The 22,605-nt window shown below is 60.2% G+C and carries 25 protein-coding genes and 1 pseudogene; 20 read left to right on the top strand and 6 right to left on the bottom strand.

Going from position 1 to position 22,605, the window contains the following annotated elements; genetic code table 11:
• Nucleotides 1-172: 172 nt before the first annotated feature.
• The 3 genes from mksF to mksB all read right to left on the bottom strand — a co-directional run bounded on the left by mksF (nt 173) and on the right by mksB (nt 4,963).
• The gene (gene mksF, locus CW360_RS06975) at nt 173-2,974 is read right to left on the bottom strand and encodes an Mks condensin complex protein MksF (protein WP_101193199.1); all 2,802 of its coding nucleotides are present in this window, start codon (nt 2,972-2,974) and stop codon (nt 173-175) included.
• Nucleotides 2,971-3,648, bottom strand: a complete 678-nt coding sequence (mksE, locus tag CW360_RS06980) for an Mks condensin complex protein MksE (RefSeq protein ID WP_101193200.1) — start codon at nt 3,646-3,648, stop codon at nt 2,971-2,973. The genes mksF and mksE overlap by 4 nt, the downstream gene beginning before the upstream one ends.
• A 76-nt stretch (nt 3,649-3,724) precedes the next feature.
• A complete protein-coding gene (mksB, locus tag CW360_RS06985) occupies nt 3,725-4,963 on the bottom strand; it encodes an Mks condensin complex protein MksB (RefSeq protein WP_101193241.1) in 1,239 nt (412 codons plus the stop codon).
• A gap of 254 nt (nt 4,964-5,217) precedes the next feature.
• On the opposite strand from mksB, the gene CW360_RS06990 reads away from it, so the two are divergent.
• From CW360_RS06990 to CW360_RS07020, 7 genes are all read left to right on the top strand, one after another.
• Nucleotides 5,218-6,315 carry a carboxynorspermidine decarboxylase gene (locus CW360_RS06990; protein ID WP_093985216.1) on the top strand — a complete coding sequence of 366 codons (1,098 nt, stop codon included), beginning with the start codon at nt 5,218-5,220 and terminating at the stop codon, nt 6,313-6,315.
• A gap of 24 nt (nt 6,316-6,339) precedes the next feature.
• Nucleotides 6,340-7,578: a saccharopine dehydrogenase family protein gene (locus CW360_RS06995; protein WP_101193201.1), complete on the top strand. Its 1,239-nt coding sequence runs from the start codon at nt 6,340-6,342 to the stop codon at nt 7,576-7,578.
• A gap of 180 nt (nt 7,579-7,758) precedes the next feature.
• Entirely contained in the window at nt 7,759-9,309 is a 1,551-nt protein-coding gene (locus tag CW360_RS07000; protein WP_093985214.1) for a 2-isopropylmalate synthase, read from the top strand.
• On the top strand, nt 9,306-10,106 hold the full coding sequence (locus CW360_RS07005) for an energy transducer TonB (RefSeq protein ID WP_101193202.1): 801 nt from the start codon (nt 9,306-9,308) through the stop codon (nt 10,104-10,106). Before CW360_RS07000 ends, CW360_RS07005 begins: the two co-directional genes overlap by 4 nt.
• Nucleotides 10,090-10,545 carry a ribosomal protein S18-alanine N-acetyltransferase gene (gene rimI / locus CW360_RS07010; protein ID WP_101193203.1) on the top strand — a complete coding sequence of 152 codons (456 nt, stop codon included), beginning with the start codon at nt 10,090-10,092 and terminating at the stop codon, nt 10,543-10,545. The genes CW360_RS07005 and rimI overlap by 17 nt, the downstream gene beginning before the upstream one ends.
• A gap of 84 nt (nt 10,546-10,629) precedes the next feature.
• Nucleotides 10,630-11,277 carry a carbonate dehydratase gene (gene can, locus CW360_RS07015; RefSeq protein ID WP_101193204.1) on the top strand — a complete coding sequence of 216 codons (648 nt, stop codon included), beginning with the start codon at nt 10,630-10,632 and terminating at the stop codon, nt 11,275-11,277.
• Nucleotides 11,274-12,230, top strand: a complete 957-nt coding sequence (locus CW360_RS07020) for a DMT family transporter (RefSeq protein WP_101193205.1) — start codon at nt 11,274-11,276, stop codon at nt 12,228-12,230. Before can ends, CW360_RS07020 begins: the two co-directional genes overlap by 4 nt.
• On the opposite strand, the gene CW360_RS07025 is transcribed toward CW360_RS07020, so the two are convergent.
• Nucleotides 12,169-13,173 carry an AraC family transcriptional regulator gene (locus tag CW360_RS07025; protein WP_093985209.1) on the bottom strand — a complete coding sequence of 335 codons (1,005 nt, stop codon included), beginning with the start codon at nt 13,171-13,173 and terminating at the stop codon, nt 12,169-12,171. The two genes, CW360_RS07020 and CW360_RS07025, sit on opposite strands and share 62 nt — an antisense overlap.
• 133 nt (nt 13,174-13,306) lie before the next feature.
• Between CW360_RS07025 and CW360_RS07030 the strand changes: the two genes are divergently transcribed.
• From CW360_RS07030 to CW360_RS07050, 5 genes and pseudogenes are all read left to right on the top strand, one after another.
• Nucleotides 13,307-14,923, top strand: coding sequence for an FAD-binding dehydrogenase (locus CW360_RS07030; protein ID WP_101193206.1), 1,617 nt, complete (start codon nt 13,307-13,309; stop codon nt 14,921-14,923).
• A gap of 20 nt (nt 14,924-14,943) precedes the next feature.
• Nucleotides 14,944-16,674, top strand: coding sequence for a thiamine pyrophosphate-binding protein (locus tag CW360_RS07035; RefSeq protein ID WP_101193207.1), 1,731 nt, complete (start codon nt 14,944-14,946; stop codon nt 16,672-16,674).
• Between the two features lie 81 nt (nt 16,675-16,755).
• Nucleotides 16,756-17,010, top strand: a pseudogene (locus CW360_RS07040) (tyrosine-type recombinase/integrase); the annotation flags it as partial.
• 48 nt (nt 17,011-17,058) lie between these two features.
• Complete coding sequence (locus tag CW360_RS07045; RefSeq protein WP_101193208.1) at nt 17,059-17,337, top strand: type II toxin-antitoxin system RelE/ParE family toxin; 279 nt, start codon at nt 17,059-17,061, stop codon at nt 17,335-17,337.
• Nucleotides 17,338-17,348: 11 nt separating this feature from the next.
• Nucleotides 17,349-17,654 (top strand): HigA family addiction module antitoxin, encoded by a 306-nt coding sequence (locus tag CW360_RS07050; RefSeq protein ID WP_093985205.1) that lies wholly within the window; start codon nt 17,349-17,351, stop codon nt 17,652-17,654.
• A 206-nt stretch (nt 17,655-17,860) separates the two neighbouring features.
• Here CW360_RS07050 and CW360_RS16750 read toward each other — a convergent pair whose 3' ends face one another.
• Nucleotides 17,861-18,085, bottom strand: coding sequence for a hypothetical protein (locus tag CW360_RS16750; RefSeq protein ID WP_157825260.1), 225 nt, complete (start codon nt 18,083-18,085; stop codon nt 17,861-17,863).
• Nucleotides 18,086-18,127: 42 nt separating this feature from the next.
• Nucleotides 18,128-18,400, bottom strand: coding sequence for a DNA-binding protein (locus CW360_RS16950; protein ID WP_101193209.1), 273 nt, complete (start codon nt 18,398-18,400; stop codon nt 18,128-18,130).
• 144 nt (nt 18,401-18,544) lie between these two features.
• Here CW360_RS16950 and CW360_RS07060 point away from each other — a divergent pair, with 144 nt between their 5' ends.
• From CW360_RS07060 to CW360_RS07090, 8 genes are all read left to right on the top strand, one after another.
• Nucleotides 18,545-18,826, top strand: a complete 282-nt coding sequence (locus CW360_RS07060) for a DNA-binding protein (protein WP_101193210.1) — start codon at nt 18,545-18,547, stop codon at nt 18,824-18,826.
• 495 nt (nt 18,827-19,321) lie between these two features.
• Nucleotides 19,322-19,594: a lysogeny maintenance protein PflM gene (gene pflM / locus CW360_RS07065; protein WP_101193211.1), complete on the top strand. Its 273-nt coding sequence runs from the start codon at nt 19,322-19,324 to the stop codon at nt 19,592-19,594.
• Between the two features lie 12 nt (nt 19,595-19,606).
• Complete coding sequence (locus CW360_RS16755; protein WP_157825261.1) at nt 19,607-19,942, top strand: hypothetical protein; 336 nt, start codon at nt 19,607-19,609, stop codon at nt 19,940-19,942.
• Nucleotides 19,943-20,145: 203 nt separating this feature from the next.
• A complete protein-coding gene (locus tag CW360_RS07070; protein WP_101193212.1) occupies nt 20,146-20,484 on the top strand; it encodes a hypothetical protein in 339 nt (112 codons plus the stop codon).
• Between the two features lie 9 nt (nt 20,485-20,493).
• Nucleotides 20,494-20,706, top strand: coding sequence for a hypothetical protein (locus CW360_RS07075; protein WP_101193213.1), 213 nt, complete (start codon nt 20,494-20,496; stop codon nt 20,704-20,706).
• An 11-nt stretch (nt 20,707-20,717) separates the two neighbouring features.
• The gene (locus tag CW360_RS07080) at nt 20,718-20,936 is read left to right on the top strand and encodes a major capsid protein (protein ID WP_170307367.1); all 219 of its coding nucleotides are present in this window, start codon (nt 20,718-20,720) and stop codon (nt 20,934-20,936) included.
• Nucleotides 20,937-21,082: 146 nt separating this feature from the next.
• The gene (locus CW360_RS16760; RefSeq protein ID WP_157825262.1) at nt 21,083-22,276 is read left to right on the top strand and encodes a virulence factor TspB C-terminal domain-related protein; all 1,194 of its coding nucleotides are present in this window, start codon (nt 21,083-21,085) and stop codon (nt 22,274-22,276) included.
• Nucleotides 22,276-22,602, top strand: coding sequence for a DUF2523 domain-containing protein (locus CW360_RS07090; RefSeq protein WP_101193215.1), 327 nt, complete (start codon nt 22,276-22,278; stop codon nt 22,600-22,602). Before CW360_RS16760 ends, CW360_RS07090 begins: the two co-directional genes overlap by 1 nt.
• The last annotated feature ends 3 nt before the right edge of the window (nt 22,603-22,605 follow it).

Consider the following 22,605-nt stretch of genomic DNA (forward strand, 5'->3'; position numbering starts at 1 on the left):
GGGCTTCCCCATGTGAGAGTAGGTCATCGTCAAGCACCTATACGAAACCCCAGCTTCGAAAGAGGCTGGGGTTTCTTCTTTGTGCGCGGGAAAAAGCTGCCAGGCTGACTTTCGGAAATATCCGGCCTACTAAAAAGCCACCCGTAGGTGGCTTTTTAGTTTGTTCAGCGTTTCAGCTGGGGCTGGGTAAGTTCTCGCGACGCTTGATGTACTTCCAGTCAGCTTCGTCGATGTAGATACCCGCAGGGCCGCTGCCGGCCTCGAGGTCAATGGCCACGTGCGCGCACACCTGCGGCTTGACCGAAGCGAGGATTGGTACGAAGCCCAGTTGCAGGCTGGTTTCAATCAGGGCCTGTTGGTTACGTTCATCAATGTCGGCTGCCTCGTCGAGATAGTAGGGCAGGCGTACCTTGCCGGCCTGCTCGCGATCCATGAGGTGCAGCAGCAGATACATATTGGTCAGCGCCTTGATGGTCATGGTCGTGCCGTTCGACGCCGCACCATCGATATCGGTATGGATGATCGGTTGTCCCCCCATCTTGGTGATCTCGAAGGCCAGTTCAAACAGATCCTTGAGACCCAGTTGGTTGCCATTCGCCGCGACCAGGCGGGCCAAGTATTCCTTGGCTTCCTCGTTGCGCGCATCCTGATCGGCTGACTGGCTGAGGTCGAAGACCGACAGGGTTTCGCCCTCCTCGTATTGCCCGGCACTGTGAATGATCTGGTCGATGTGCCGCAGGGCTTCCTTGTTGGGAGCCAGTACGATGCGGAAACTCTCCAGGTTGGAAACCTGGCGCCGGTTGATCTCGCGGTTGAACAGCGCCAACTGGTGTTCCAGATTGTCATAGTCGCTGCGGATATTGCGCAGGGTGCGGGCGATATCGGTTACTGCGGCACGTCGTGCCTTGGCTAGGGTCAGCGCTTCGTCCTGGCGGTGCTGGTAAGCATTGAGCAATAGTTGCAGGCGTCGCTCGGGATCGTCTTCGCTGTCGAACTTGGCTACGCCTTTGAGGCGCACCTGGGCATACAGCGCTTCGATCTGCCCGTCGATGCGCTGCAACGCCTGCCAGCTGTCCTGGTAGTCGTTGAGCAGCGGCAGCAGGTTGTCCAGGCTGTCATCCAGCGCGTCCATGCAGGGCTGGCCGAAAGGCAGGTTGGCGGGTAGTAACTGGCGGCGCCGCAGGGCGTCATCCAGCGTGCGCTGTTTGGCTTCCATGTCGGCCAGCTGGCGGTTGACCAGCTGCAGTTTGGCGGCCAGTTGTTGAACGCGCTCAGTGAAGCTGTCGCTGTGCCGCTGGCATTCGTCCTGTGTTGCCTGCAACTGACTGAGTAGCTGCAGTTTGTCTTCTTCTTCAGCCGCCAGTGTTTCCAGTCGACGGTAATCTTCCAGCGCCTTCTGGGCATCCAGTACCGCCTGGTAGAGCTGCTCGGCCTGAGTCTTGCTGGCCGCGCGATCGGTGGCCACGGCCTGTTGTGCCTTGAGCTGCTTGAGTTCGCGCTCCAGGCGATCCTTCTGGTCGCGCAAGGCGGTACGGTCAGCCAGTGCCTGCAGTGCCGGAGGTTCGATGCTGGACAGGTCGATGGTCAGCCCAGGGGCCTGGAAGTGCTCGCCCTTGAAGTGCGCGAGGATGGCTTCCAGTGTCGGAATCCAGGCCTCGTCCTCGGTCTGAATGCCTTTTTCACCAACCGGCAAGCTGAACAGCTGACCATTGAACAGGCGCATCAGACGATCGACATCGGCCTGCGAGAACTCTTCGCGCAGGCGTGCGTAGCTGTTGTTGTCCGCGTGATCGAGCTGTTGGCGAACCGCTTTGAGGCGTTGCTGCAGGTCGCGTAGGCGTTCTTCGATGTCGCTGGTGGAAAACTGGCGGGCCTGGGCCAGCGCGCCGGCCAGTTCGTCATGCGCGTCCTTGGCCGCCAGCAACTGCTCTTCCAGTGGCCTGGCATCCTCCAGCAAGGCAAAGCGATGCTTGAGCACGGCCAGTTCGCCCAGCCAGCGTTGCAGTTCGCTGATCTCGCGCTGCAGGCGCAGTAGTTCAGCGGTGCCGTGGCGTTGTTCTTGTTGCAGGCCGTCCTGTTCGCGCTGGTAGTGTTCGGCCTGGATCAGCAGCTCTTCGCGGCGGGCACCGGCATAGTCCTGCCAACTGCCGAGCAGGTTGTCGAGCAGTGGCGACAGGCGATGCAGCCGGCCGCGCAGGATTTCACGCTGTGTCACGCCGCTGGCCAGTGCTTCGATCAGCGGCGCGGCATTGACCAGCGCCTGGTAGTCCTGCTCCATGCGGCGCACGTCGCGGAATGCCTCTTCCGTGGCGGCGATATAGTCGACGCTGCCGGAGCGCAGGCTGTGCTCGAAGGCATCGAGGAACAGCTGCTTGAGCTTCGCCGCGGTAATCTCGCGCATATGCAGCAGGTTGATGAACAGTGCGCGGAAGGTCTTCAGGCTTTGTTCGCTGGTCGAGCGCAGAGGGATCAGTGTCAGGTCCAGCGGTATGCTGGTATGCCCGCCGACCAGCAGTCGGCGCAGCTCCTCGGGCTTGATTTCATAAGCCTTGAGGCCGTGCTGCTCAAGGTTGGCGAACAATTCGCGTTGGCGCAGGCAGGTACCGTCTTTCTGGTAGTGGGCCAGATCCAGTGCGCCCTGGTAGGCGAAGAACTGGTGGCCAAAGCCCCCCCCGGGACCGCGACCGGCTACGCCGATGACATGCGGGCCGTGGGGCAGGGCGACTTCCACGAGGATGTAGCTAGTGTCTGCGGCAAAGTAGAACTTGCGCGATTGCTCCAGGCTGTACTTGCCGAAGCTCATGTCCGACATGCGGGCCAGGATGGGGAACTGCAAGGCGTTGATCGAAGCCGACTTGCCCAGGTTATTCGCGCCGTACACCGACAGCGGGTGCTCCAGTGGGAAGATCCCCAGGCTGTAGCCGGCGGTATTCAGCAGGGCAAAACGGCGAATGCCATAGCTTTCCTGGCTCATTGCAAGTCCTCCTGAGCCGCACGCTCCGCGGCGATGGCGCGGGCCAATTGCTGTTCTTCGTCGTCATCTTCAGCGGCGCTAGCGGATTCGCTGTCGTCGCCCAGCGCGGGGGTGGGCAGGGGCAGGTGGCTGTGCAGGCTGGCCGCCAGGTCGCGATCCTGCTGCACCGCCAGGCACACATCGAGAAAACGGTGCATGGGTGCCAGGAAGCGATACACCCCCTGTTCTTCGCTGGCGAAGCCCAGCTGGGTGAGGCGGCGCATGATTTTCTCTTCCAGTTCGTCCTGGCTGGCGACTTCGGCCTGGACGAACAGGTCGCTGTATTTGTCCAGCAGGCCGGGCAGTTCATCGCGGCCCAGGCTGCCGCCATCCAGCACGCTCAGGGGATCGCGCCCCTGGTCGGCGAGGTGTTCGACGAGGATGAAGGTGAACAGCGCCAGGCGTTGCGCAGTCTTGTTGACCTGGGCGCCCATCTGTTCCGGGACGAAGTAATAGAAACCGCGGCTGTCGCACACCAGCTCGAAGCCCTGTGCCTTGAACAGTGCGCGATAGGCGTCCTGCAGGTTGTTCAGCTGGGCATACAGCTCGGCATCGCGGCGGCTGATGTGGCCACCCTTGAGCAGCTCGCGAAAGATCGCCGCCAGCAGGGTCATTTCTTTGAGGTCGATGATCATGCGTGGGCCTCACAGACAGAGGGCGGTTGTGCGGGATGGCTGCCAGCACCAGCCGCTGCAAGAAAGGACAGGCCGCTCATGCTTGGCGTCCTGTCAGGGCATAGGAACTCAGGCTGACCTGATGTTCGCGGGTCAGGTAGTCGCGACGTGCCAGGCGCTCGCGCTGGAAGCGGCTGTCGCGCGACAAGCGGGAAAACCAGTAGAGCAGTTCGTCGGTAGCGCCCTCGGGCTCCTGATCAAGCAGCCATTGCATCAGGTCTGGCAGTGGCAGGGCCTGCTCGCAGCGCTCGATCATCTCCCGCGCAGTCAGTGGCGCCCTGCTGGTCATGTGGCGACGTGTCCCGCCTGCCCGCGGGAAGTGCGCCGGCTTGGCTTCGAAGCGCGCCAGCGCGTAGACATAGGCTTCCACCTGGTTGGCCGTGCCGAGGAAGATGCTTTGCGGGCGACTGAACAGCGGCAGCGCAGCTTGTGGGACGCCGTCCAGGCCCTTGCGGCGGATGGCTGCCAGGGCCAGCGCGGCGCCGCGGGTCACGGCATTGTGACGGCGCGCTTCTTCACGCAGCGGCAGGAGCAGCTCGCGGGCGCGGCGCAGCGTCAGTTGCGCGGTGGTCTGCATGTCGAGAATGCGTGCGTGGGTGCGTAGCAGCAGGTCGTCATCGACCAGTTGTCCCAGGCGCTGCTGCTCGCCGAGCAGGTGCAGCAGGACCTGTTCGGCGCGTCGCACGCCCTGCTCGAACGCGCCGTCGGCTGCCACCAGCTGGATCATTGGCTCGACGTACTCGTCCCAGGTGGCCAGTACCTCGGCGTAGCGTTGGCGCAGGGGAATCTGCCGGTCCGAGGTCTTGGCACGCTCGGCCACGCCAACCAGCGCCTGCTCATCGTTGGCGAGCTTCTTCAGGACGTCACGCACACGCATGTCGAGCAGGCGTAACTGGCGGGCGAGATCCTGGCTGTCGCGTTGCGCGAAGGCCTCCTGGATATGCCCGGCCAGGCGTTCCAGGTGGCGCAGGTAGGCTTCGATTTCCAGGCACAGGCCAAGCCGGTGTTCACGGCGCAGGTAGGCGAGGAAGTCGTGAATCTGTGCGTTGAGCTCAAAGCGGTTGGGGCTCTTGGCCACGGGCACCAGGATGTCCAGGCGGATCCACTGGTCAAGCAGGGCGGTGATTTCCGCCGCATCGGCCGTGCCGCGCTGAGCGGCCAGTTGGGCGCGCAGTTCGACCAGACTGAGCGTGCCGCTGTCAAAGCGTTCGCACAGTGGGTCGAGCAGCGACCAGTGTTCGGCAAGGGCGCGTAGCACGCGCTTGGGGTCAATCATGACGGGCTGTCTGGGCTGTCCATAATGGGCGCGCATTGTACTGCAGGGACCCGCGCGGTCGTGGAAAAACTCGACAGATCGGTGCTGCCGTGGATTGTCACAATGCAGCCATGCAGACGCTACATGCTGGCCAACAAATGACGAAAGGGTCACGAATACCCTTTCGATCCTGGCCGCGCATAGGCACAATTCGCCTCCGCTTTTCGGGGTGGGGACGCGGTGCCCCAGGTGGCCGGACCAAGAGGGGCCAGAAGATGCTCAAGACGCCTTACTATCTGATCGACAAGCAGAAGCTGCTGGGCAACCTGCAGAAGATTGCCTATGTGCGCGAGCACTCCGGGGCCAAGGCCCTGCTGGCACTCAAGTGCTTCGCCACCTGGTCGGTGTTCGACCTGATGGAACAGTACATGGACGGCACCACCTCCAGCTCGCTGTATGAGCTCAAGCTTGGCCGGCAAAAGTTCGCCGGTGAGACGCATGCCTACAGCGTGGCCTGGGCGGATGACGAAATCCCCGAGATGCTGGAAAACTGCGACAAGATCATTTTCAACACCATCAGCCAGCTGGAGCGTTTCGACGCAGCGACCGCCGGGGCCATTCGCGGCCTGCGCGTCAACCCGCAGGTAAGCAGCTCCGACTACCTGCTGGCTGACCCGGCGCGCCCGTTCAGCCGCCTCGGCGAGTGGGACCCGGTGAAGGTCGAGGCGGTGATCGGCAAGATCTCCGGCTTCATGTTCCACAACAACTGCGAGAATGGTCGTTTCGAGCTGTTCGATGAAATGCTCGGGGTGATCGAAGCGCGCTTTGGCCACCTGCTGCACCAGGTCGAGTGGGTCAGCCTGGGCGGCGGCATCCATTTCACCGGCGAAGGCTATCCGCTGGAACAGTTCTGTGCGCGACTCAAGGCGTTCTCCGAGAAGTACGCCGTGCAGGTTTACCTGGAGCCGGGCGAGGCAGCCATCACGCAGAGCGCGTCGCTGGAAGTGACAGTGCTCGACACCCTCTACAACGGCAAACACCTGGCCGTGGTGGACAGCTCGATCGAGGCGCACATGCTCGACCTGCTGATCTACCGACTGAATGCAAAGATGGCGCCTTGTGCCGGCGAGTACACCTACATGGTGTGCGGCAAGTCCTGCCTGGCCGGCGACATCTTCGGGGAGTACCAATTCGATCGTCCGCTGGCCATCGGCGATCGCCTGTCGTTCATTGATGCGGCGGGGTACACCATGGTCAAGAAAAACTGGTTTAACGGACTCAAGATGCCGGCGATCGCCGTGCGCCAGCTCGACGGCAGCGTCGAAGTGGTTCGCGAGTTTGGTTTTGACGACTACCTGCAGAGCCTGTCCTGACGGCCTGCGATTGGGGGAGCTAAATTGAAGAAAAACGTTCTGATCATCGGTGCGGGAGGTGTGGCCAAGGTTGTGGCCCATAAATGTGCACAACACAATGATGAGCTGGGCCAGATCGCCATTGCCTCGCGCAATGTCAACAAGTGCCGGGCGATCATCGACAGCGTGACGGCCAAGGGCAGCCTCAGGCAGCCGGCCGAGCTCAAGGCCTATGCCCTGAACGCGCTGGATATCGAGGCGACCAAGGCGCTGATCCGCGAGACCCACTCGCAGATCGTCATCAACGTCGGCTCGGCCTTCCTCAACATGTCGGTGCTGCGCGCCTGCATGGATACCGGTGCGGCGTATCTCGATACCGCGATCCACGAAGAACCGGGGAAAATCTGTGAAACCCCGCCGTGGTACGGCAACTACGAGTGGAAACACCTGGCCGAATGCCAGGAGAAGGGCGTCACCGCCATTCTCGGCGTGGGCTTCGATCCGGGCGTAGTCAACGCCTGGGCGGCGCTGGCGGCCAAGCAGCATTTCGATCAGATCGACTCGATCGACATCCTCGACGTCAATGCCGGCTCGCACGGCAAGTACTTCGCCACCAATTTCGACCCGGAAATCAACTTCCGCGAGTTCACCGGTCAGGTGTGGAGCTGGCAGAACCGCCAGTGGACCAGCAACAGCATGTTCGAGGTGAAGCGGACTGATGACCTGCCGGTGGTCGGCGTGCAGAACCTGTACATGACCGGGCATGACGAGGTGCACTCGCTGTCCAAGCACCTCGATGTGCCGAACATCCGTTTCTGGATGAGCTTTGGTGATCACTACATCAACGTCTTCAGCGTGCTGAAGAACCTTGGCCTGCTCTCCGAGCAGCCGGTGAAAACCGCCGAAGGTGTCGAAGTGGTGCCGCTCAAGGTGGTCAAGGCCGTGCTGCCCGATCCGGCTTCACTGGCGCCGGGCTACAGCGGCAAGACCTGCATTGCCGACCTGGTCAAAGGCCGCAAGGATGGCCAGGCGCGCGAGGTGCTGATCTACAACGTCGCCGACCACGCCGAAGCCTATGCCGAGACCGACAGTCAGGGCATTTCCTATACCGCCGGTGTGCCACCGGTCGCTGCCGCGCGGCTGATTGCCCGTGGTGACTGGGACGCCGGGCAGATGGTCAACGTCGAACAGCTGCCGCCGGAGCCCTTCCTGCACCTGCTGGATGAAATGGGGCTGCCGACCCGCATCAAGGATGAACAGGGCGACCGTCCCTGGAATCAATAAGGGCGTATCCGCTCGTCAGCCATCAGCAAAAGCCCTGCGGTCTTGGCCGTGGGGCTTTTTGCTGTCTGCCATGCGCCAGCGTGCAGCTGCTCCTTCCCGCCCGCGGTATTTCACGCGACAATCACTCGTATAAGGGCCCACCCGGCACGCGTGGGTTGAGATAGCCGTGAGGAGTTTTCCATGAGCAGCAATGATCGCGTCATCATCTTCGACACCACGCTGCGCGATGGCGAGCAGAGCCCTGGCGCGTCGATGACCAAGGAAGAAAAGCTGCGCATTGCCCGGGCCCTCGAACGCCTGCGTGTGGATGTCATCGAGGCGGGTTTTGCGATTGCCAGTCCCGGTGATTTCGAAGCGGTCAAACTGATCGCCGACAGCATCAAGGACAGCACCGTGTGCAGCCTGTCGCGGGCTGTCGATGCCGATATCGAGCGCGCCGCCGAGGCGCTGCGCGGGGCCAATTCCGGGCGTATCCACACCTTCATTGCCACCAGCCCGATCCATATGCAGTACAAGCTGCGCATGCAGCCCGATCAGGTAGTCGAGCAGGCGGTGCGTGCGGTGAAGAAGGCGCGCAACCTGTGCAGCGACGTGGAGTTCTCCTGCGAGGACGCCGGGCGCTCGGAGATCGACTTCCTCTGCCGCATCATCGAGGCAGCCATCGATGCCGGCGCACGCACCATCAATATTCCGGACACTGTCGGCTACGCCATCCCGCACCAGTACGCCGACACCATCCGCCAGCTGCTGGAGCGCATCCCCAATGCCGACCAGGCGGTGTTCTCCGTGCACTGCCACAATGACCTCGGCCTGGCCGTGGCCAACTCGCTGGCTGCGGTGGTCGCTGGTGCGCGCCAGGTCGAGTGCACCATCAACGGCCTGGGCGAGCGCGCCGGTAACGCCGCGCTGGAAGAAATCGTCATGGCCATCAAGACCCGCCAGGACCTGCTCAAGGTGCATACGCGCATCGAGACCGAGCATATCCTCGCCGCCTCGCGTCTGGTTTCCGGCATCACCGGGTTTCCGGTACAGCCGAACAAGGCCATCGTCGGCGCCAATGCCTTCGCCCACGAGTCGGGTATCCACCAGGATGGCGTGCTCAAGCACCGCGAAACCTACGAGATCATGTCGGCGCAGTCGGTGGGCTGGAACACCAACAAAATGGTCATGGGCAAGCACTCTGGACGTGCGGCGTTCCGTGCCCGCCTGGAAGAGCTGGGTATCGAGCTGGCCGGCGAGGCGGAGCTGAACGCGGCCTTTGCGCGCTTCAAGGAGCTGGCCGACAAGAAACACGAGATCTTCGACGAAGACCTGCAGGCGCTGGTCAGCGACACGCTGGCCGAGGAAGCGCCGGAGCACTTCAAGCTGGTGACCCTGGAAGTGGCCAGCAAGACCGGCGAGGTGCCCCAGGCGCAGATCGTGGTCAGCGTGGCAGGGCAGGAGCAGCGTGCCACGGCGCAGGGCTCAGGGCCGGTAGATGCCGCCTTCAAGGCCATCGAGTCGATCGCTCATTCCGAGGCCAGCCTGCAGCTCTATTCGGTCAACGCCATCACCCAGGGTACCGACTCGCAGGGTGAAGTGACGGTGCGTCTGGAGAAGGGCGGGCGCATCGTCAATGGCAACGGCGCCGACACCGATATCCTGGTGGCATCGGCCAAGGCCTACATCAATGCGCTGAACCTGATGCAGGCCGGAGCCCCCAAGGCCCATCCGCAAGCGGCTGACGTGTGATCGAAGAAAGCCGTCGTCGTGCCTACCTGAGCGCCATGCAGGTCGACTGCTGGCTGCCGCGCCTGTCGCTGCCGTTTGCCGCGCCCTCGCGCCCGGACTGCCTGGCCGAAGTGGTTGCCGCACCCAGCCTGACGCCGCCGCGCCCGGCCAGTGCCGCGCCCGCGCCGAGCGCAGTGCCGGCCGAGCCGGCGTTGCCCGGAGAAGTACTGGCGCGCCTGCCATTGCGGCGTCCGGCGCCCGTTGCCCGTGCGCCACTGGAAACCCCGGATAGTCCGCCCGAGGTGCCGGTCGAGCCCGTCGCCCGTCCGGTTACTCCGCGTTTTACCCTGCAGTTGTACCGCGCCGGCGCTTGCCTGCTGCTGGTTGAATTGCCGACCGGTGAGCCGTTTCAGCGGCGCGATCCCTCCTACCTGCTGCTCAAGGACCTGTTGCGCGCTGCCGGTCTGCCGGACAGCCCGCAACTGCTTGGCGAACCGCTGCGCTGGCCGTTGCTCAATAGCCGTGATTTCGACCAGGGCCCGCAGGCGGCGCGTGCGGTGATCGAGGACCTGCTGTACGCCCAGCGCGAGCGTGGCGAGCAGTGGGCCTGCCTGTGGTTGCTCGGCCTGCCGGCACTGCGCTATGCCGCGGGAGCGGATAGCCAGGATTACCTGCGCGAGCTGGACCTGGCGCAGCTGGGGCGTGCCTGGGCGCTGCCGGGGCTGGAGTTGCTGATCGACGAACCGCAGCGCAAGGCTGCGCTGTGGCAGGCCATGCAGGGTGTGCAGGCGCGCTGGAGGGATGATGAGCCAGGTTGAATTCAGCCCCATGCAGGCGGCAGACCTGGACCGGGTGGTGGCCATCGAACAGGCGGCCTTCTCGCATCCCTGGTCGCGTGCCCTGTTTGCCGACGCGCTGAACAGTTACCAGTGCTGGGTGATGCGTGTGGACGGCGAGCAGGTCGGCCATGCGGTATTGCAGATGATCCTCGATGAGGCGCACCTGCTGAATATCACCGTGGCGCCGGCCTGGCAGGGGCGTGGCCTGGGGTTGCGGCTGTTGCAGCAGATCATGCAGGAGGCCGGGCGACAGGGAGCATGCGAGTGTTTCCTGGAGGTACGCGCGAGTAATCAGCAGGCCTACCGGTTGTACGAGCGCTATGGCTTCAATGAAGTCGGCCGGCGTCGTGACTACTACCCGGCCGCCCAGGGCGGGCGCGAGGATGCCCTGGTGATGGTTTGCACCCTGCTCGACTGATGCGCCACTGTGACCCTTGCCGGGGCAGGCCAGTCCAACCGGGCCACGCACTGAGAATGACAGCCCCGCCGGGAGAGCTGACGGATGAATGAGCTGCAACACCTGTTCGACAACAATGCACGCTGGGCCGAAGCGATCAAGGAGGAGGACCCGCAGTTCTTCGCCAAGCTGGCCCAGCAACAGCTGCCGGAATACCTGTGGATTGGCTGTTCGGATGCCCGCGTGCCGGCCAACGAGATCGTCGGCTTGCTGCCGGGTGATCTGTTCGTGCACCGCAACGTCGCCAACGTGGTGCTGCATACCGATCTCAACTGCCTGTCGGTGATCCAGTACGCGGTGGACGTGCTCAAGGTCAAACATATCCTGGTGACCGGTCACTACGGTTGCGGTGGTGTGCGGGCGGCGATGCAGGACACCCAGTTCGGCCTGATCGATGGCTGGCTGCGCAGCATTCGCGACCTCTGCTACGAGCAGCGCGAGCACCTGGCGCAGTTCGCCTGCGAGGAGGAACGTGTCGACCGGCTGTGTGAGCTCAACGTGATCCAGCAGGTGGCCAATGTCAGCCATACCAGCATCGTGCAGAACGCCTGGCATCGCGGCCAGTCGCTGGCCGTGCATGGCTGCATCTACGGTATCCGCGATGGTCGCTGGAAGAACCTGAATGTCACGGTCAGCAGCCTGGAGCAGGTGCCGCCACAATACCGTCTGCGCTCGCCTGCTCGTGTGACATGACCCGCCCGCTGCTGTGGGCCTGGCTGGGTCTGGCCCTGGCCAGCCTGTGCTGGGCGGGCAATGCCCTGGTAGCTCGTGCCTTTGCCGGGGATATTCCGCCGTTCAGCCTGGGCTTCTGGCGTTGGGCGCTGGCCCTGGGCTTGTTGTTGCCGCTGGCTGGAGCCTCGCTGTGGCGACATCGTCAGGTGCTGCGCCGCGCGGGCTGGCGCCTGTGGCTGGCCGCGCTGCTGGCCATCACCACCTTCAACAGCCTGCTGTACAGCGCCGCGCATAGCACGGCGGCGATCAATATCACCCTGCTGAGTACCTGTTTGCCGCTGGCGACGTTTCTCATGGCCGGCCTGTTGCTCGGCGAGTGGCCGCCGCGGCGTGCCTGGTTGGGGTTGTTACTGGCGTTCGCCGGGTTGCTCTGGCTGCTTTCGCGGGGGCAGTTGAGCCTGCTCTGGCAGTTGTCCTTCAGTCGCGGTGATCTGCTCATGCTGCTGGCTACCCTCGACTGGGCGCTTTACTCGGTGCTGCTGCGCCGCTGGCAAGGCTATTTCCAGGTGCCGCCGCTGACCCTGCTGACGGCCCTGGTGCTGCTCGGCCTGCCATTGCAGGCGCCGCTCTACCTGTATGAGTTGAGCCAGGGGCTGCGTTTCGCGCCAAGCTCGGGCAACCTGCTGGCGATTGCCTACACCGCCGCCTGTGCCTCGGTGCTCGCCTACTTCCTGTGGAACCAGGGCGTGCGTGTGCTGGGCGCTGCACGTGCGGCGATGAGCAATTACCTGATGCCGGTGTTTGCCGCGCTGCTGGGCAGTCTGTGGCTGGATGAGCAGCTGCAGCATTACCACTGGAGTGGGGCGGCGCTGATTTTCATTGGCCTGCTGCTGGCCGGGCGCGGTACAGGCTTCAATGCGCCGCGCGTGCCGCCAGCCGCCACGGCTGGGGCGCCTGGCCGCTCCAGCGTTTGAACGCGCGGGAAAACGCAGTCTCGTCGGCATAGCCGAGGTGCAGGGCCAGGTCGGTGATCGACTGGTTGGATTGACGCAACTGCTGCCGTGCTTCGGCATAGCGCACTTCATCGAGCAGCCGGCGAAAGTTCAGGCCCTGCGCGTGCAGCGCCTGTTGCAGGCTGCGTGGGTGCTTGTCGAGCAGACGGGCAACCACCGGCAGGCTGGCTTCGCCAGTGGAGAGAATCGACTGCAGGACGAAACGAATCCGTGTGGCCAGGTCATCGACCAGTTGATGACGCTGGGCATATTGCTGCAGTAGGTGGGATTTCAGCTGCTGACGTTGCTCCAGAGGTCGCAGGGTGGCGGTCGCCGGATCGGCGACGAGCGCAGTGAGCGGTTGCTCGAACAGCACCGGGCAGTTGAAGAAGCGCTGGTAGTCGCTCGGCTGCCCCTGGCAGGCGTGGCGGATGAGAAGCTGGCGCAGTTGCCACTGCTCGCCAAACAGGCTCTGCATGGAACGATGTACCACGCCCAGACCCAGTTCAAGCAGCTGCCGCTGGTCGACGTTTTCCTGCAATTGCAGGCGGTATTCCACCTGCAGATGCTGGCGGTCCAGCCTGGCCTGCAGAGCTATGCCCTGGGCGTGCAGGTGCACGTACTGCTGGGTGAGCTTGAGGACATCGGCAAAACTCTCGGCCTGGGCGAGCAGCAGGCCGAAGGGGCCCAGCACCAGGTAGTCGTGGTATTCGCTGAGTTGCAGGCCGAAGCTCGGACACTCGGCCTGTGCCGCGGCGAGGCTGAGAACCTGGGCGAAGCGCGCATAGGGTAGGTAAAGATCCTGGCGACGCAGCAGCAGTGGGTCGAGCTGGCACTGTTGCAGCAGCGCATGGGGATTCAGCCCATGTTGTCGACACAGGCTGTCGAAACCGATGAATACGGCACTGCGGGCTATCTGGGTCATCGCGGCGTGTGGCTCGGTGTGCGGTGCTCCAGCGTGCCTGCGTATTCGTAAAATGTCAGCCTTTGCTTCGTAAAATGTCAGGCTGCATGACGGTTCTCTGCCTATTCTCTGCGCAGCAACAGGAGAAGCGGTCATGTCGAGCAAGCAATACCACTGTGACACCCTGGTTATCGGTGCCGGCCTGGCCGGTATTGCCACGGCCCTGGAGTTGCTGGATCTGGGGCGTAGCGTGCTGTTGGTGGATGGCGCGCCGCGCAGTCAGTGCGGTGGGCAGGCCAATGATGCCTTTGGCGGATTGCTGCTGTGCGACACCCCGGAGCAGCGGCGCAACGGCGTACATGACTCGCCGCAGTTGTTGCTGGATGACTGGCTGCGCAGCGCTGCTTTTGCCGAGGAAGACCTGTGGGGGCAGCGCTGGGCGGCGGCCTACGCCGAGCGCAACCGGGCGGACATCTACGACTGGCTGCGTGCGCGGGGCATTAGCTTCTTTCCGGCGGTGCAGTGGGTGGAACGGGGCAATCACGGCGATGGCAATTCGTTGCCGCGCTATCACGTGGCCTGGGGCTGTGGACGTGGCATTGTCCAGCCGCTGGTGCGGCAGCTCTTCGAACACTCCGCGGCTGAGCGCCTGCGTAGCCTGTTCGAACACCGCGTGGAGCGCCTGCTGCAACACAACGGGGCGATTGTCGGCTGCCAGGGGCGCGGCCCGGACGGTGACTTCAGCGTGGCGGCCGAGCAGGTAGTGTTGTGCAGTGGCGGCATCAACGGCAACCTGGAACTGGTGCGGCGTCACTGGGACCCGCTCTACGGACCCTGCCCGGACAACCTGCTCAACGGCACCGATCCGCGTGCCGACGGTGCTTTGCATGGCGAAGTGCAGCGCCTGGGCGGCCAGGTGGTGCGGCTGGGGCAGATGTGGAACTACGCTGCCGGCATTGCCCACCCGCAACCGCGCTTCCCGGCGCATGGCATCAGTCTGATCCCGGCACGTTCGGCGCTCTGGCTGGATGCCAGTGGCCGACGCATCGGCCCGCAGCCGCTGGTGACCGGCTTCGATACCCATGACCTGTGCAAACGGATTGGCCATCTGCCCGGGCAGTACGGTTGGCAACTGCTCAATTGGCGGATTGCCATCAAGGAACTGGCGGTATCCGGTACCGATGCCAATCCGTTGTTCCGTGACCGCAAGCTGTTGCGTCTGCTCTGGCAGACCCTGACGGGTAACCAGGCGCTGGTGCACGAGTTGATCGACACCTGTGCGGATGTGCTGGCCGCCGACAGCCTGGAGGCGCTGGCTGCACAGATGGCCGAGCTGGCCGGCGATGGGCGACTGGACCTGGCGGCCATGCGTGCTGATATCCAGCGCTACGATGCCATGCTGGCGCGGGGGGCGGCGCTGCACAATGATGAACAGTTGCGCCGCCTGCAGCAGTTGCGGCAATGGCGCAGTGACCGCCTGCGTACTTGCCGCTTCCAGGCGATCCTCGATCCCAAGGCCGGGCCGCTGATCGCCATCCGTACCCGGCTGATCAGCCGCAAGAGCATGGGTGGCATGCTGACCGACCTGCAGTCGCGGGTGCTCGATGCCCAGGGCCAGCCAATCCGCGGGCTGTATGCCGCTGGCGAGGCCGCGGGGTTTGGCGGCGGTGGCATCAGCGGTATTCGTTCGCTGGAAGGCACCTTTCTCTCCAACTGCATCTTCAACGGCCGGCGAGCGGCGCAAGCCATCGCCAACCGTCCGGCACAATAATGACAAGCGAGGACCGACCCATGAAGAAAACCGGCGCAGCACTGGCGCGCTTTGCCCTGGAGCAACTGGGCGTCAGCCACACCTTCGGCATTCCGGGTGTGCACAACACCGAGTTGTATGACGAGCTGAACGCCTCGCCACACATCCAGCCGGTGTTGGTCGCCCACGAGTGCGGGGCGGCCTTCATGGCCGACGCCTTCAGCCGCACCGGGCAGCGTATCGGCACGCTGGTGATCGTCCCGGCAGCCGGGGTGACGCATGCCGCCAGCGGCATCGGTGAGGCGGGGCTGGATGGCATTCCCATGCTGATCATTTCCGGCGGTATCCATAGCGAGAATGGCCGGCAGTACCAGTTGCACGATATCGACCAGCATGCCCTGCTCAAGCCGATCACCAAGGCGACCTTTCGCATTCTCAGCCATGCCGAGGTGATTCCCACGCTGTACGAGGCCTACCGCATCGCCACAGGTGGCGAACCGGGGCCGGTGTTTGTCGAACTGCCCTACAACATCGGCAATTTCCTCGGCGAGGTTGAGGACATGCCGTTGTTCCAGCCGGCGCCTCCGGCAGCGGTGGCCGACCAGCAGACCCTCCGCGAGATGGCCCGGCAACTGGTTGCGGCGCGTCATCCCGGGCTGTTTCTCGGCTGGGGGGCAATGGCTGCCCAGCGCGAACTGATCGAGCTGGCCGAATGGCTGGGCGCGCCGGTCTGTACCACCCTGCAGGGCTTGAGTGCGTTCCCGGCCAACCATCCCCTGCATGTCGGCATGGGCTTCGGCGCCTATGCCGTGCCCGCTGCCGAGCAGGCCTTCGTGGCATGTGACTGCCTGCTGGCGGTAGGCACCCGCTTCTCGGAAATCCCCACCGGCAGTTACAGCATGCCGGTGCCGGAACAGTTGCTGCACATCGACATCAACCCGCAGGTGTTCAATGCCAACTTCCCCGCCAGCCTGTGCCTGGCAGGTGATGCTGCGCTGATTATTCCCGCCCTGCTCGGTGAAGTGCGCGCGTTGCTCGGCCAGCCGCGCAGCAGCAGCCTGCCGGCGCAGATTGCCCGTGACAAGGCCGCCTACCTGCAGCAGTGGCTGCAGCACGACAGCGGCAGCCGGGTCAATCCGGCCGTGTTCTGTCAGGCCCTGCGCGCACAGCTGGCCGATGATGCGCTGGTGGTGGCCGATGATGGCAATCACACCTTCCTGCTTGCCGAGCTGCTGCCTATCCACGGTCCGCGCGGCTTCATTTCGCCCAGTGACTTCAATGCGATGGGCTACTGCGTGCCGGCCGTCATCGGTGCCAAGCTGGCCAATCCACAGCGACAGGTCGTTGGGGTGGTGGGCGATGGTGCGCTGCGCATGACCGGACTGGAGCTGGTCACCGCCAGTAGTCTGCAGCTAGGCGTGCCGCTGTTTGTGTTCAACGACGGCGAGCTGTCGCAGATCGCCCAGGCCCAGGAAATTCCCTACAACCGCAAGACCTGCACGGTGCTCAAGCCGCTCAACCTGGCCGCACTGGCCGAAGCCACCGGTGCGGCCTTCCTGAGTATCGAAAGCAATGCCGAGTGTGCCGCCGGTATCGCTCAGGCCATGCAGCTGGCCGAGGCCGGGCAGCCGGTTCTGGTGGATGTGCGCATCGACTACAGCAAGCGCACGCGCTTTACCGAAGGCGTGGTCAAGGCCACCCTCAAGCGCTTCACGCCGCGCGATAAGGTACGCGTTATAGGCCGTGCACTGTGGCGCCGGGTGACCGGCTAGGCCGAGGTACAGCCACCCCGTCACGGCAGGGTGACGGGGTGGCTGAGCAGGTTCCTGCCGGCCAATAAAAAGGGGCCTGCCTTGTGCTGCCGCTCGGCATTCCGCAGTGCCTACCAGCGTTGCGGCTTTGATACTCCGGGGCAGATGACCCACATTCTTCGGCGTACCTTCGCCAGCCATTACATGATGGCCGGAGGCGACATTCTCGGCCTGCAGCGGATCCTGGGGCATTCCTCAATCACCATGACCATGCGTTACGCGCACCTGTCGCCTGGTCACTTGGAGTCTGCATTGCGCTTATCTCCGCGTGCTCAGATTGGCAGCGTGACAGCTTGAGTGGGGCGGGGTATGATCACATTAACGCTTAACGTTAAGGATTAAAGCGTGATCCTGAGTTTCAGATGTGCAGAAACCCAGGCTCTGTTCGACTCAGGGAGTTCAAGGCGCTGGGCTAACGTTCTTAACGTGGCCACACGGAAACTGACGATGCTGAATGCGGCTGTTGAACTGCGGGATCTGCGCTCGCCACCGGGTAACCGGCTGGAGCAGTTACAGGGTGATCGCGCTGGCCAACATAGCATCAGGATTAACGATCAATGGCGGATCTGCTTTGTTTGGACTGACTCCGGCCCAAGCCAAGTAGAAATAGTCGACTACCACTGAGGAGGTGGAACATGGCAATCAACGGCATGCGCCCCGTTCACCCTGGTGAAGTGCTGCGCGAAGAGTTCCTTGAGCCGCTGGGAATTACCCCGGCTGCATTGGCTCGCGCTCTGCATGTGTCGGCTCCGACCATCAATGACATTGTGCGGGAGCGTCGGGGGATCACTGCCGATACGGCGATTCGCCTGGGTCGTTACTTCGACACGTCCGCGCAGTTCTGGATGAATCTGCAGACGGAATACGCCCTGGCGACTACGTATGCGGTGGCCGGCGAAGAGATTGAGCATGAGATCGAACCGCTGCGGGCAGTCGGCTAGCAGCAATCGCCCTGGGGCCTGTTAGCGTCAACGGTTCAAGCTGAGATCGGCGCTGAAGGCCTTGGGGAGCGATGTAGGCAAGGGGTAGTCACTTTGTAGTGACTACCCCAAAAGCACAAAGGCCTACCCGAAGGTAAGCCTTTGTTTTGTATGGTAGCAACGAGTGGACTTGAACCACCGACCCCAGCATTATGAAAATAATGCCTTTACTGTCGCTGCGTGTCGTTACCAGTAAAAATGCGGCTTTCAGGTGCTTGATCTTGTCGCAGGTGATCGTTGTTTATAGTGTTTTGCCCTTTTGCGGACACTTCCTTTGACTGCTCTTCCAGTCCTGATCTTACCTGGGCGTACTGTCCTATTCCTTGAGTCATTGTCCATACAGCCCATATTCCGGCTGCTGTAATTAAAACCTTCCAAATTTCCCGTTCCATATCTTCACTTCCTTGTAAACCAGCGTCGGGCCACTACTGCTGTTATCTGCTGCCCGTTTTTTGTGCTGCTAAATTTAAGTCTGCTTCGACATATGCCGGGCTTATTTGTCCTTTTGCTGGGTCTATTTCGCCCCTGATTATATAAAGCTCGAACTGCGGATATGCCTTCAAAAGTTCAGAAAGGTCTTCGACCCTTGTGCTTGTTCTAATGTCTGTTGCCACTGTCTGCCATCTACGGCGATTTGTTATTGCCGTATTTTTGGCCAGGTTTGACGGGCCTATATGCCTGACAACCTCTCTTAGCCTATCTTCCATATTCCAAATCCGTCTAAAGGATTGACGAATATTTCGACACGACGAATATTTCGTCATGTATCATTTGGCCATGTGACGAATATTTCGTCACGCGAAACACCCTTTAACGACAGTTTATGAGTATTTCGAGGGTAGGTATAGGGAATGGCCGCACAACACCTGGAACAGCCTCCGTTCGATGTGAGCTTTGATCTCGACGGCAAGCGCGTTGTCTACCTGGATTGCCGCAATGCTCTGCTTTGCAGCAAGGAAACGTTCGCAATGATGATGGGTGTCACTGAGGATACGGTCACTAGCTGGATGCAAACCGGCACTGTCCCCAGCGTCAAGATGGGCCGTCCCCGTCTTGTAAACCTTGCTCAGCTTCGTGCTGATCTGTCCAAGGGCAAGACTGTTTTTGCTCAGGGGGATTATGCAGATGAGTGATTTTCCTTCTCTTATGCTCTGCCAGGACTGCTTACAGGTTCTCCCTTACTCTGAGTCCTCACATATTGGTCAGTGGCGCTGTAACTGCGGTGGTGACTTCTGCGGCTGTGATTCCTGTAATGATTTTGCCCTTGGTAAGGGTTCCGCTGATCTTTCCAATGGCAAGACTGTTTTTGCTCAGGGGGATTATGCAGATGAATAGTTGCCTGAAAGAGCTTCTTCGTTCTCTGTGTTCGCTTCGCCTTTCGGCTGATGCCGGCATGCGTCAGTTTTATATAGGGCAAGTCCTTGGCGCTGTTAATGCCCTGGTCGCGGCTCAGGTTTTTACGTTTGAGCAGCGTTGCCTTGTTGAGTCCGTCGCTTTTAATGCTTTGGAGCATTCAGGTAAGCCGTTCCCTTGCCCTCAAAATGCCGGGCCTGTCATTTCTTCTTATCAACTGTGGCAACGCGAAAGGGCTGCTGCTTTGGAAAAGCAACAGGCGCAGGTGTTGTCTCATGAGCGCCCTGAATCGATACCTGCGCCTGCCTCACCCCGTGGATTGCGCTTGCTCTGTCTGCTGGTCGAAAAGTCAGGCCGCAAGCAATACGTACCTGCCGTTACTTTGCAACCAGTGCCTCCCCGTGCGCCTGTCTCAGGAAGCTGGGCGCTGGTATGTGACCCGGCCTTCTCCTTGCGCGAAACACAAGCCAAGCCTCCGCGCTCCTCGTTATTGGCACGTTATTTACGACAGTGGCAAGCCAACACCTTACGTCCCTCTTTTTGAATAGTTGGGGTGAGTTATGTTTTTTGAATCTGTTTATCTTATTTTTGGTTTGACCATTGTTTTTGTTGTTGTTTTCTTTATTCAGCTTCTCTGTGTTTTTCTTCTTGTTGAAGCTAAAAAGCCGTTCTCAAAATTTAAATCTTTACCCTCTGATGCCTCTTCCGGTGATTTCTTCCTTTGTCAGGACTGTGGAAAGGCTCAACGTTTTACCTCTTCGCCTACTGGTTTGAAGTGTGAGTGTGGCGGTTCTTTTTGTGGCGGTACTACCTGCGCCAGGGTTGCTTCTCTCAATTATCAGTTTCAGCAGGATTTTGATTTTTTCGACTCAAAACTTAGTAGGTCGCCAGGTTGACCAGGTGCTGCATGCAGCGCCTGGTTAAGGTGGCGAAACGGGATTACAAGGGCCGTGGCCCTTGGTTTAGGCGGACTAATTAGCGGCTTGGCATTTCGCTTGTTCTTGGCGGTCTTTGTGTAATTAAAAACACTTGCTGCCTGGTGTTCTGCGTCTTGCTTAAGTCATTTAGCGCAAATCGCGCATAATGTGAGGTGATGAAAATGGCACGTGCTACTGCAAACTTTGCTTTCCTGGGTATTCAGAAAACTGAATTTGATAACGTCAAGAATGCCCGTCTTTTTGTCGGTGATGAGCCGGACAATAAAACGGATGTTGGCCTTTCTGTTTTGTCTATGGTTATTCATGATGATGTTATTGATGAATTGTTTTCTCTCGGCGCTGGAATTGATCCGCTTGAGCAGATCGAAGTAACTTTCGATATTGATCGTGGTTCTAAGAATGCCGGGAAAATGATTGCCCTGGCTCTTAATCCTGTTAAGAAGCCGTCTGTTTCTCATGTGTCCGCTAAGCCTGCTGGCACTCCTGCCAAGCCTGAATAAGGTGGCTCCGTGAATTTCCTTGCTTGCTCTAGTGGCTGGGTTGCTGATGCTAACGGTGTTCCCGTTTGTACTGGCACCTTAGTTTCTATGAGTGAGCAGGAAATGCAGTCCCTTTATGGTACTGCGTTAACTTGGGATCATGTGGCTGAATTGCAGGGTGAGGTTATTACCTTATTTGCACTTGTGTTTGGCTTCCTGGTTCTTAAAAAACTCCTGCACTGAGGTTTGAAAAAATGAAACAACTGAAGACTATGTTTGCCCGTTCGCGTGTTGTTACTGGCGCGGTTGCTGCTGGTTCTGCTCTGATCGGTTCTTCTGCATTTGCTGCTGTACCGGCTGAAGCTACCACTGCGCTCACTACTGCCGGTGCTGATGTCGGCACTATCGGTTGGGCCGTGTTTGGCGTCCTGGTTGCTGCTGCTGCGTTCAAGTATATGCGCCGCGCCCTGTAAGCCTGCTCGCCACGTCCGTGCCGGGCAAGACTAACCCCGCTCCGGCGGGGTTTTCTTTTCTTGGTGTTTGTTATGACTCTTGAATGGTTTGTTTTGCTGGTAACTGCCGCTGCTGCTTGGGCTGTTTTTTTTGGGCGGGTTTAGCTATGCGCGTTTTCTTTTTTATCTTGCTTTTGCCTTGTGCTGCCTTTGCTTCTCGTCCTGTTACTAATGACATAACTGGGCCTGATGTTTTTTACGTTAACTCTACTGAGGCTTGCACTGCGGTCATTCCAAATTTGCAAAAAGTTATTAACGGGCTTTCTGTTACTCATACATTTGAGGGTGTGTCTGACGGTTCTTGCATTTATCGTTATGAGCGCTCTGACGGTATGAAGGGTTCTTCTGCTGCTTCGTCTAGTGATGGTGTTTCTTCTAGAGTTCGTTACGGTGATGCTTGTGTCTCTGGTAAACCTGATTCTGTAACTTGGCCTTTTGGCATGCGTGACCCTGCAACTGGTGAGGTTCCGCAATCCTCCGCTATTTTGCCTCCCTGGCCGTTGTGTTCTGCTGGCTGCTCTGTTGAGTCCTCTTCTCCTCCTGTTAATTCCTGCTTTTCGTTTCCTGATGATGGCAATCCTCATCAGGTCTTTTGCGAGTGGAACGCGCAACAAACTGGTTCTACTTGCTCAACTGGTGATTCTCCTGTTCCTCCTACTCTGCCTCCTTGCCCTCCTGGTTATTCGTCTGGTGAGTCAGGTTGTACAAAAGATGATACGGGCGGCGGTGATACAGGCGGTGGCGATACGGGCGGGGGTGATACAGGCGGCGGCGATACGGGCGGCGGCGATACGGGCGGGGGCGATACGGGCGGCGGTGATACAGGCGGTGGCGATACGGGCGGGGGTGATACAGGCGGCGGCGATACGGGCGGCGGTGATACTCCAGGTGGTGAGGTTTCCGGTCTTCTCTGTACCCAACAGTTTTCTTGCACTGGTGATGCTATTGCCTGCGCTCAAGCCCGTATTGCTAAAGAGCAATTCTGTAACTCTGAATACAGGGAGGTTTTTGATAAAGAAGTTAAGGATGATATTGGAAAATTCTTTCAGCATCCTGATTTTAAAGGCCAGGATGATGAGTTAATAAATGTTGGTGAGCTTTTTAATCAAGGCACTCGCTTTCTTCCTTCTTCTGGTTGTCCTCAGCCTAAAGTTGTTAATTTGCGTTCTTTTGGTGGCCATTCTTTTCAATTTGAATTTGACCCGCTTTGTCAATTTGCTACTGATTTGAGCTATTTGATTGTTGTGGCTGCTGGTGTCTTTTTCGCTGTTTATGTCGGTCGGGCATTTGGGGGGCAGTGATGCAATTTTTTTGGGCTTTACAAGTTTTGGTGTTTTTTGCGCGGCCTTTAATAAATTTTGTTTTTCGCGTTCTTGGTGTCGGATTTGTTACTTATGTTGGCTTTAACGCTTTAATCTCTCTTGTTGTTGATTACATTACCTCGAATATGAGCAGGGGGAATATTGATATTCAAATGATCCTTGGCCTTGCTAAAGTCGATGTTGCCATAAATATCATGATTTCTGCCGTTACTACTCGGATGATTATTGCCGGTCTTGATAAGGTACAGGATCGTAAACGCAATCAAGTTTGGCGTGCTCCTGGTGGCACCTCTATTGATGCTTGAGCT

This window comes from Pseudomonas fluvialis (genome assembly GCF_002835605.1).
Lineage (GTDB): Bacteria > Pseudomonadota > Gammaproteobacteria > Pseudomonadales > Pseudomonadaceae > Aquipseudomonas > Aquipseudomonas fluvialis.

Coding starts and splice junctions, on each gene's coding strand:
- mksF (WP_101193199.1), bottom strand. CDS start 2,974: ATGAGCCAGGAAAGCTATGGCATTCGCCGTTTTGCCCTGCTGAATACC.
- mksE (WP_101193200.1), bottom strand. CDS start 3,648: ATGATCATCGACCTCAAAGAAATGACCCTGCTGGCGGCGATCTTTCGC.
- mksB (WP_101193241.1), bottom strand. CDS start 4,963: ATGATTGACCCCAAGCGCGTGCTACGCGCCCTTGCCGAACACTGGTCG.
- CW360_RS06990 (WP_093985216.1), top strand. CDS start 5,218: ATGCTCAAGACGCCTTACTATCTGATCGACAAGCAGAAGCTGCTGGGC.
- CW360_RS07000 (WP_093985214.1), top strand. CDS start 7,759: ATGAGCAGCAATGATCGCGTCATCATCTTCGACACCACGCTGCGCGAT.
- rimI (WP_101193203.1), top strand. CDS start 10,090: ATGATGAGCCAGGTTGAATTCAGCCCCATGCAGGCGGCAGACCTGGAC.
- can (WP_101193204.1), top strand. CDS start 10,630: ATGAATGAGCTGCAACACCTGTTCGACAACAATGCACGCTGGGCCGAA.
- CW360_RS07020 (WP_101193205.1), top strand. CDS start 11,274: ATGACCCGCCCGCTGCTGTGGGCCTGGCTGGGTCTGGCCCTGGCCAGC.
- CW360_RS07025 (WP_093985209.1), bottom strand. CDS start 13,173: ATGACCCAGATAGCCCGCAGTGCCGTATTCATCGGTTTCGACAGCCTG.
- CW360_RS07030 (WP_101193206.1), top strand. CDS start 13,307: ATGTCGAGCAAGCAATACCACTGTGACACCCTGGTTATCGGTGCCGGC.
- CW360_RS07035 (WP_101193207.1), top strand. CDS start 14,944: ATGAAGAAAACCGGCGCAGCACTGGCGCGCTTTGCCCTGGAGCAACTG.
- CW360_RS07050 (WP_093985205.1), top strand. CDS start 17,349: ATGGCAATCAACGGCATGCGCCCCGTTCACCCTGGTGAAGTGCTGCGC.
- CW360_RS16750 (WP_157825260.1), bottom strand. CDS start 18,085: ATGGAACGGGAAATTTGGAAGGTTTTAATTACAGCAGCCGGAATATGG.
- CW360_RS16950 (WP_101193209.1), bottom strand. CDS start 18,400: ATGGAAGATAGGCTAAGAGAGGTTGTCAGGCATATAGGCCCGTCAAAC.
- CW360_RS07060 (WP_101193210.1), top strand. CDS start 18,545: ATGGCCGCACAACACCTGGAACAGCCTCCGTTCGATGTGAGCTTTGAT.
- pflM (WP_101193211.1), top strand. CDS start 19,322: ATGAGCGCCCTGAATCGATACCTGCGCCTGCCTCACCCCGTGGATTGC.
- CW360_RS16755 (WP_157825261.1), top strand. CDS start 19,607: ATGTTTTTTGAATCTGTTTATCTTATTTTTGGTTTGACCATTGTTTTT.
- CW360_RS07070 (WP_101193212.1), top strand. CDS start 20,146: ATGGCACGTGCTACTGCAAACTTTGCTTTCCTGGGTATTCAGAAAACT.
- CW360_RS07080 (WP_170307367.1), top strand. CDS start 20,718: ATGAAACAACTGAAGACTATGTTTGCCCGTTCGCGTGTTGTTACTGGC.
- CW360_RS16760 (WP_157825262.1), top strand. CDS start 21,083: ATGCGCGTTTTCTTTTTTATCTTGCTTTTGCCTTGTGCTGCCTTTGCT.
- CW360_RS07090 (WP_101193215.1), top strand. CDS start 22,276: ATGCAATTTTTTTGGGCTTTACAAGTTTTGGTGTTTTTTGCGCGGCCT.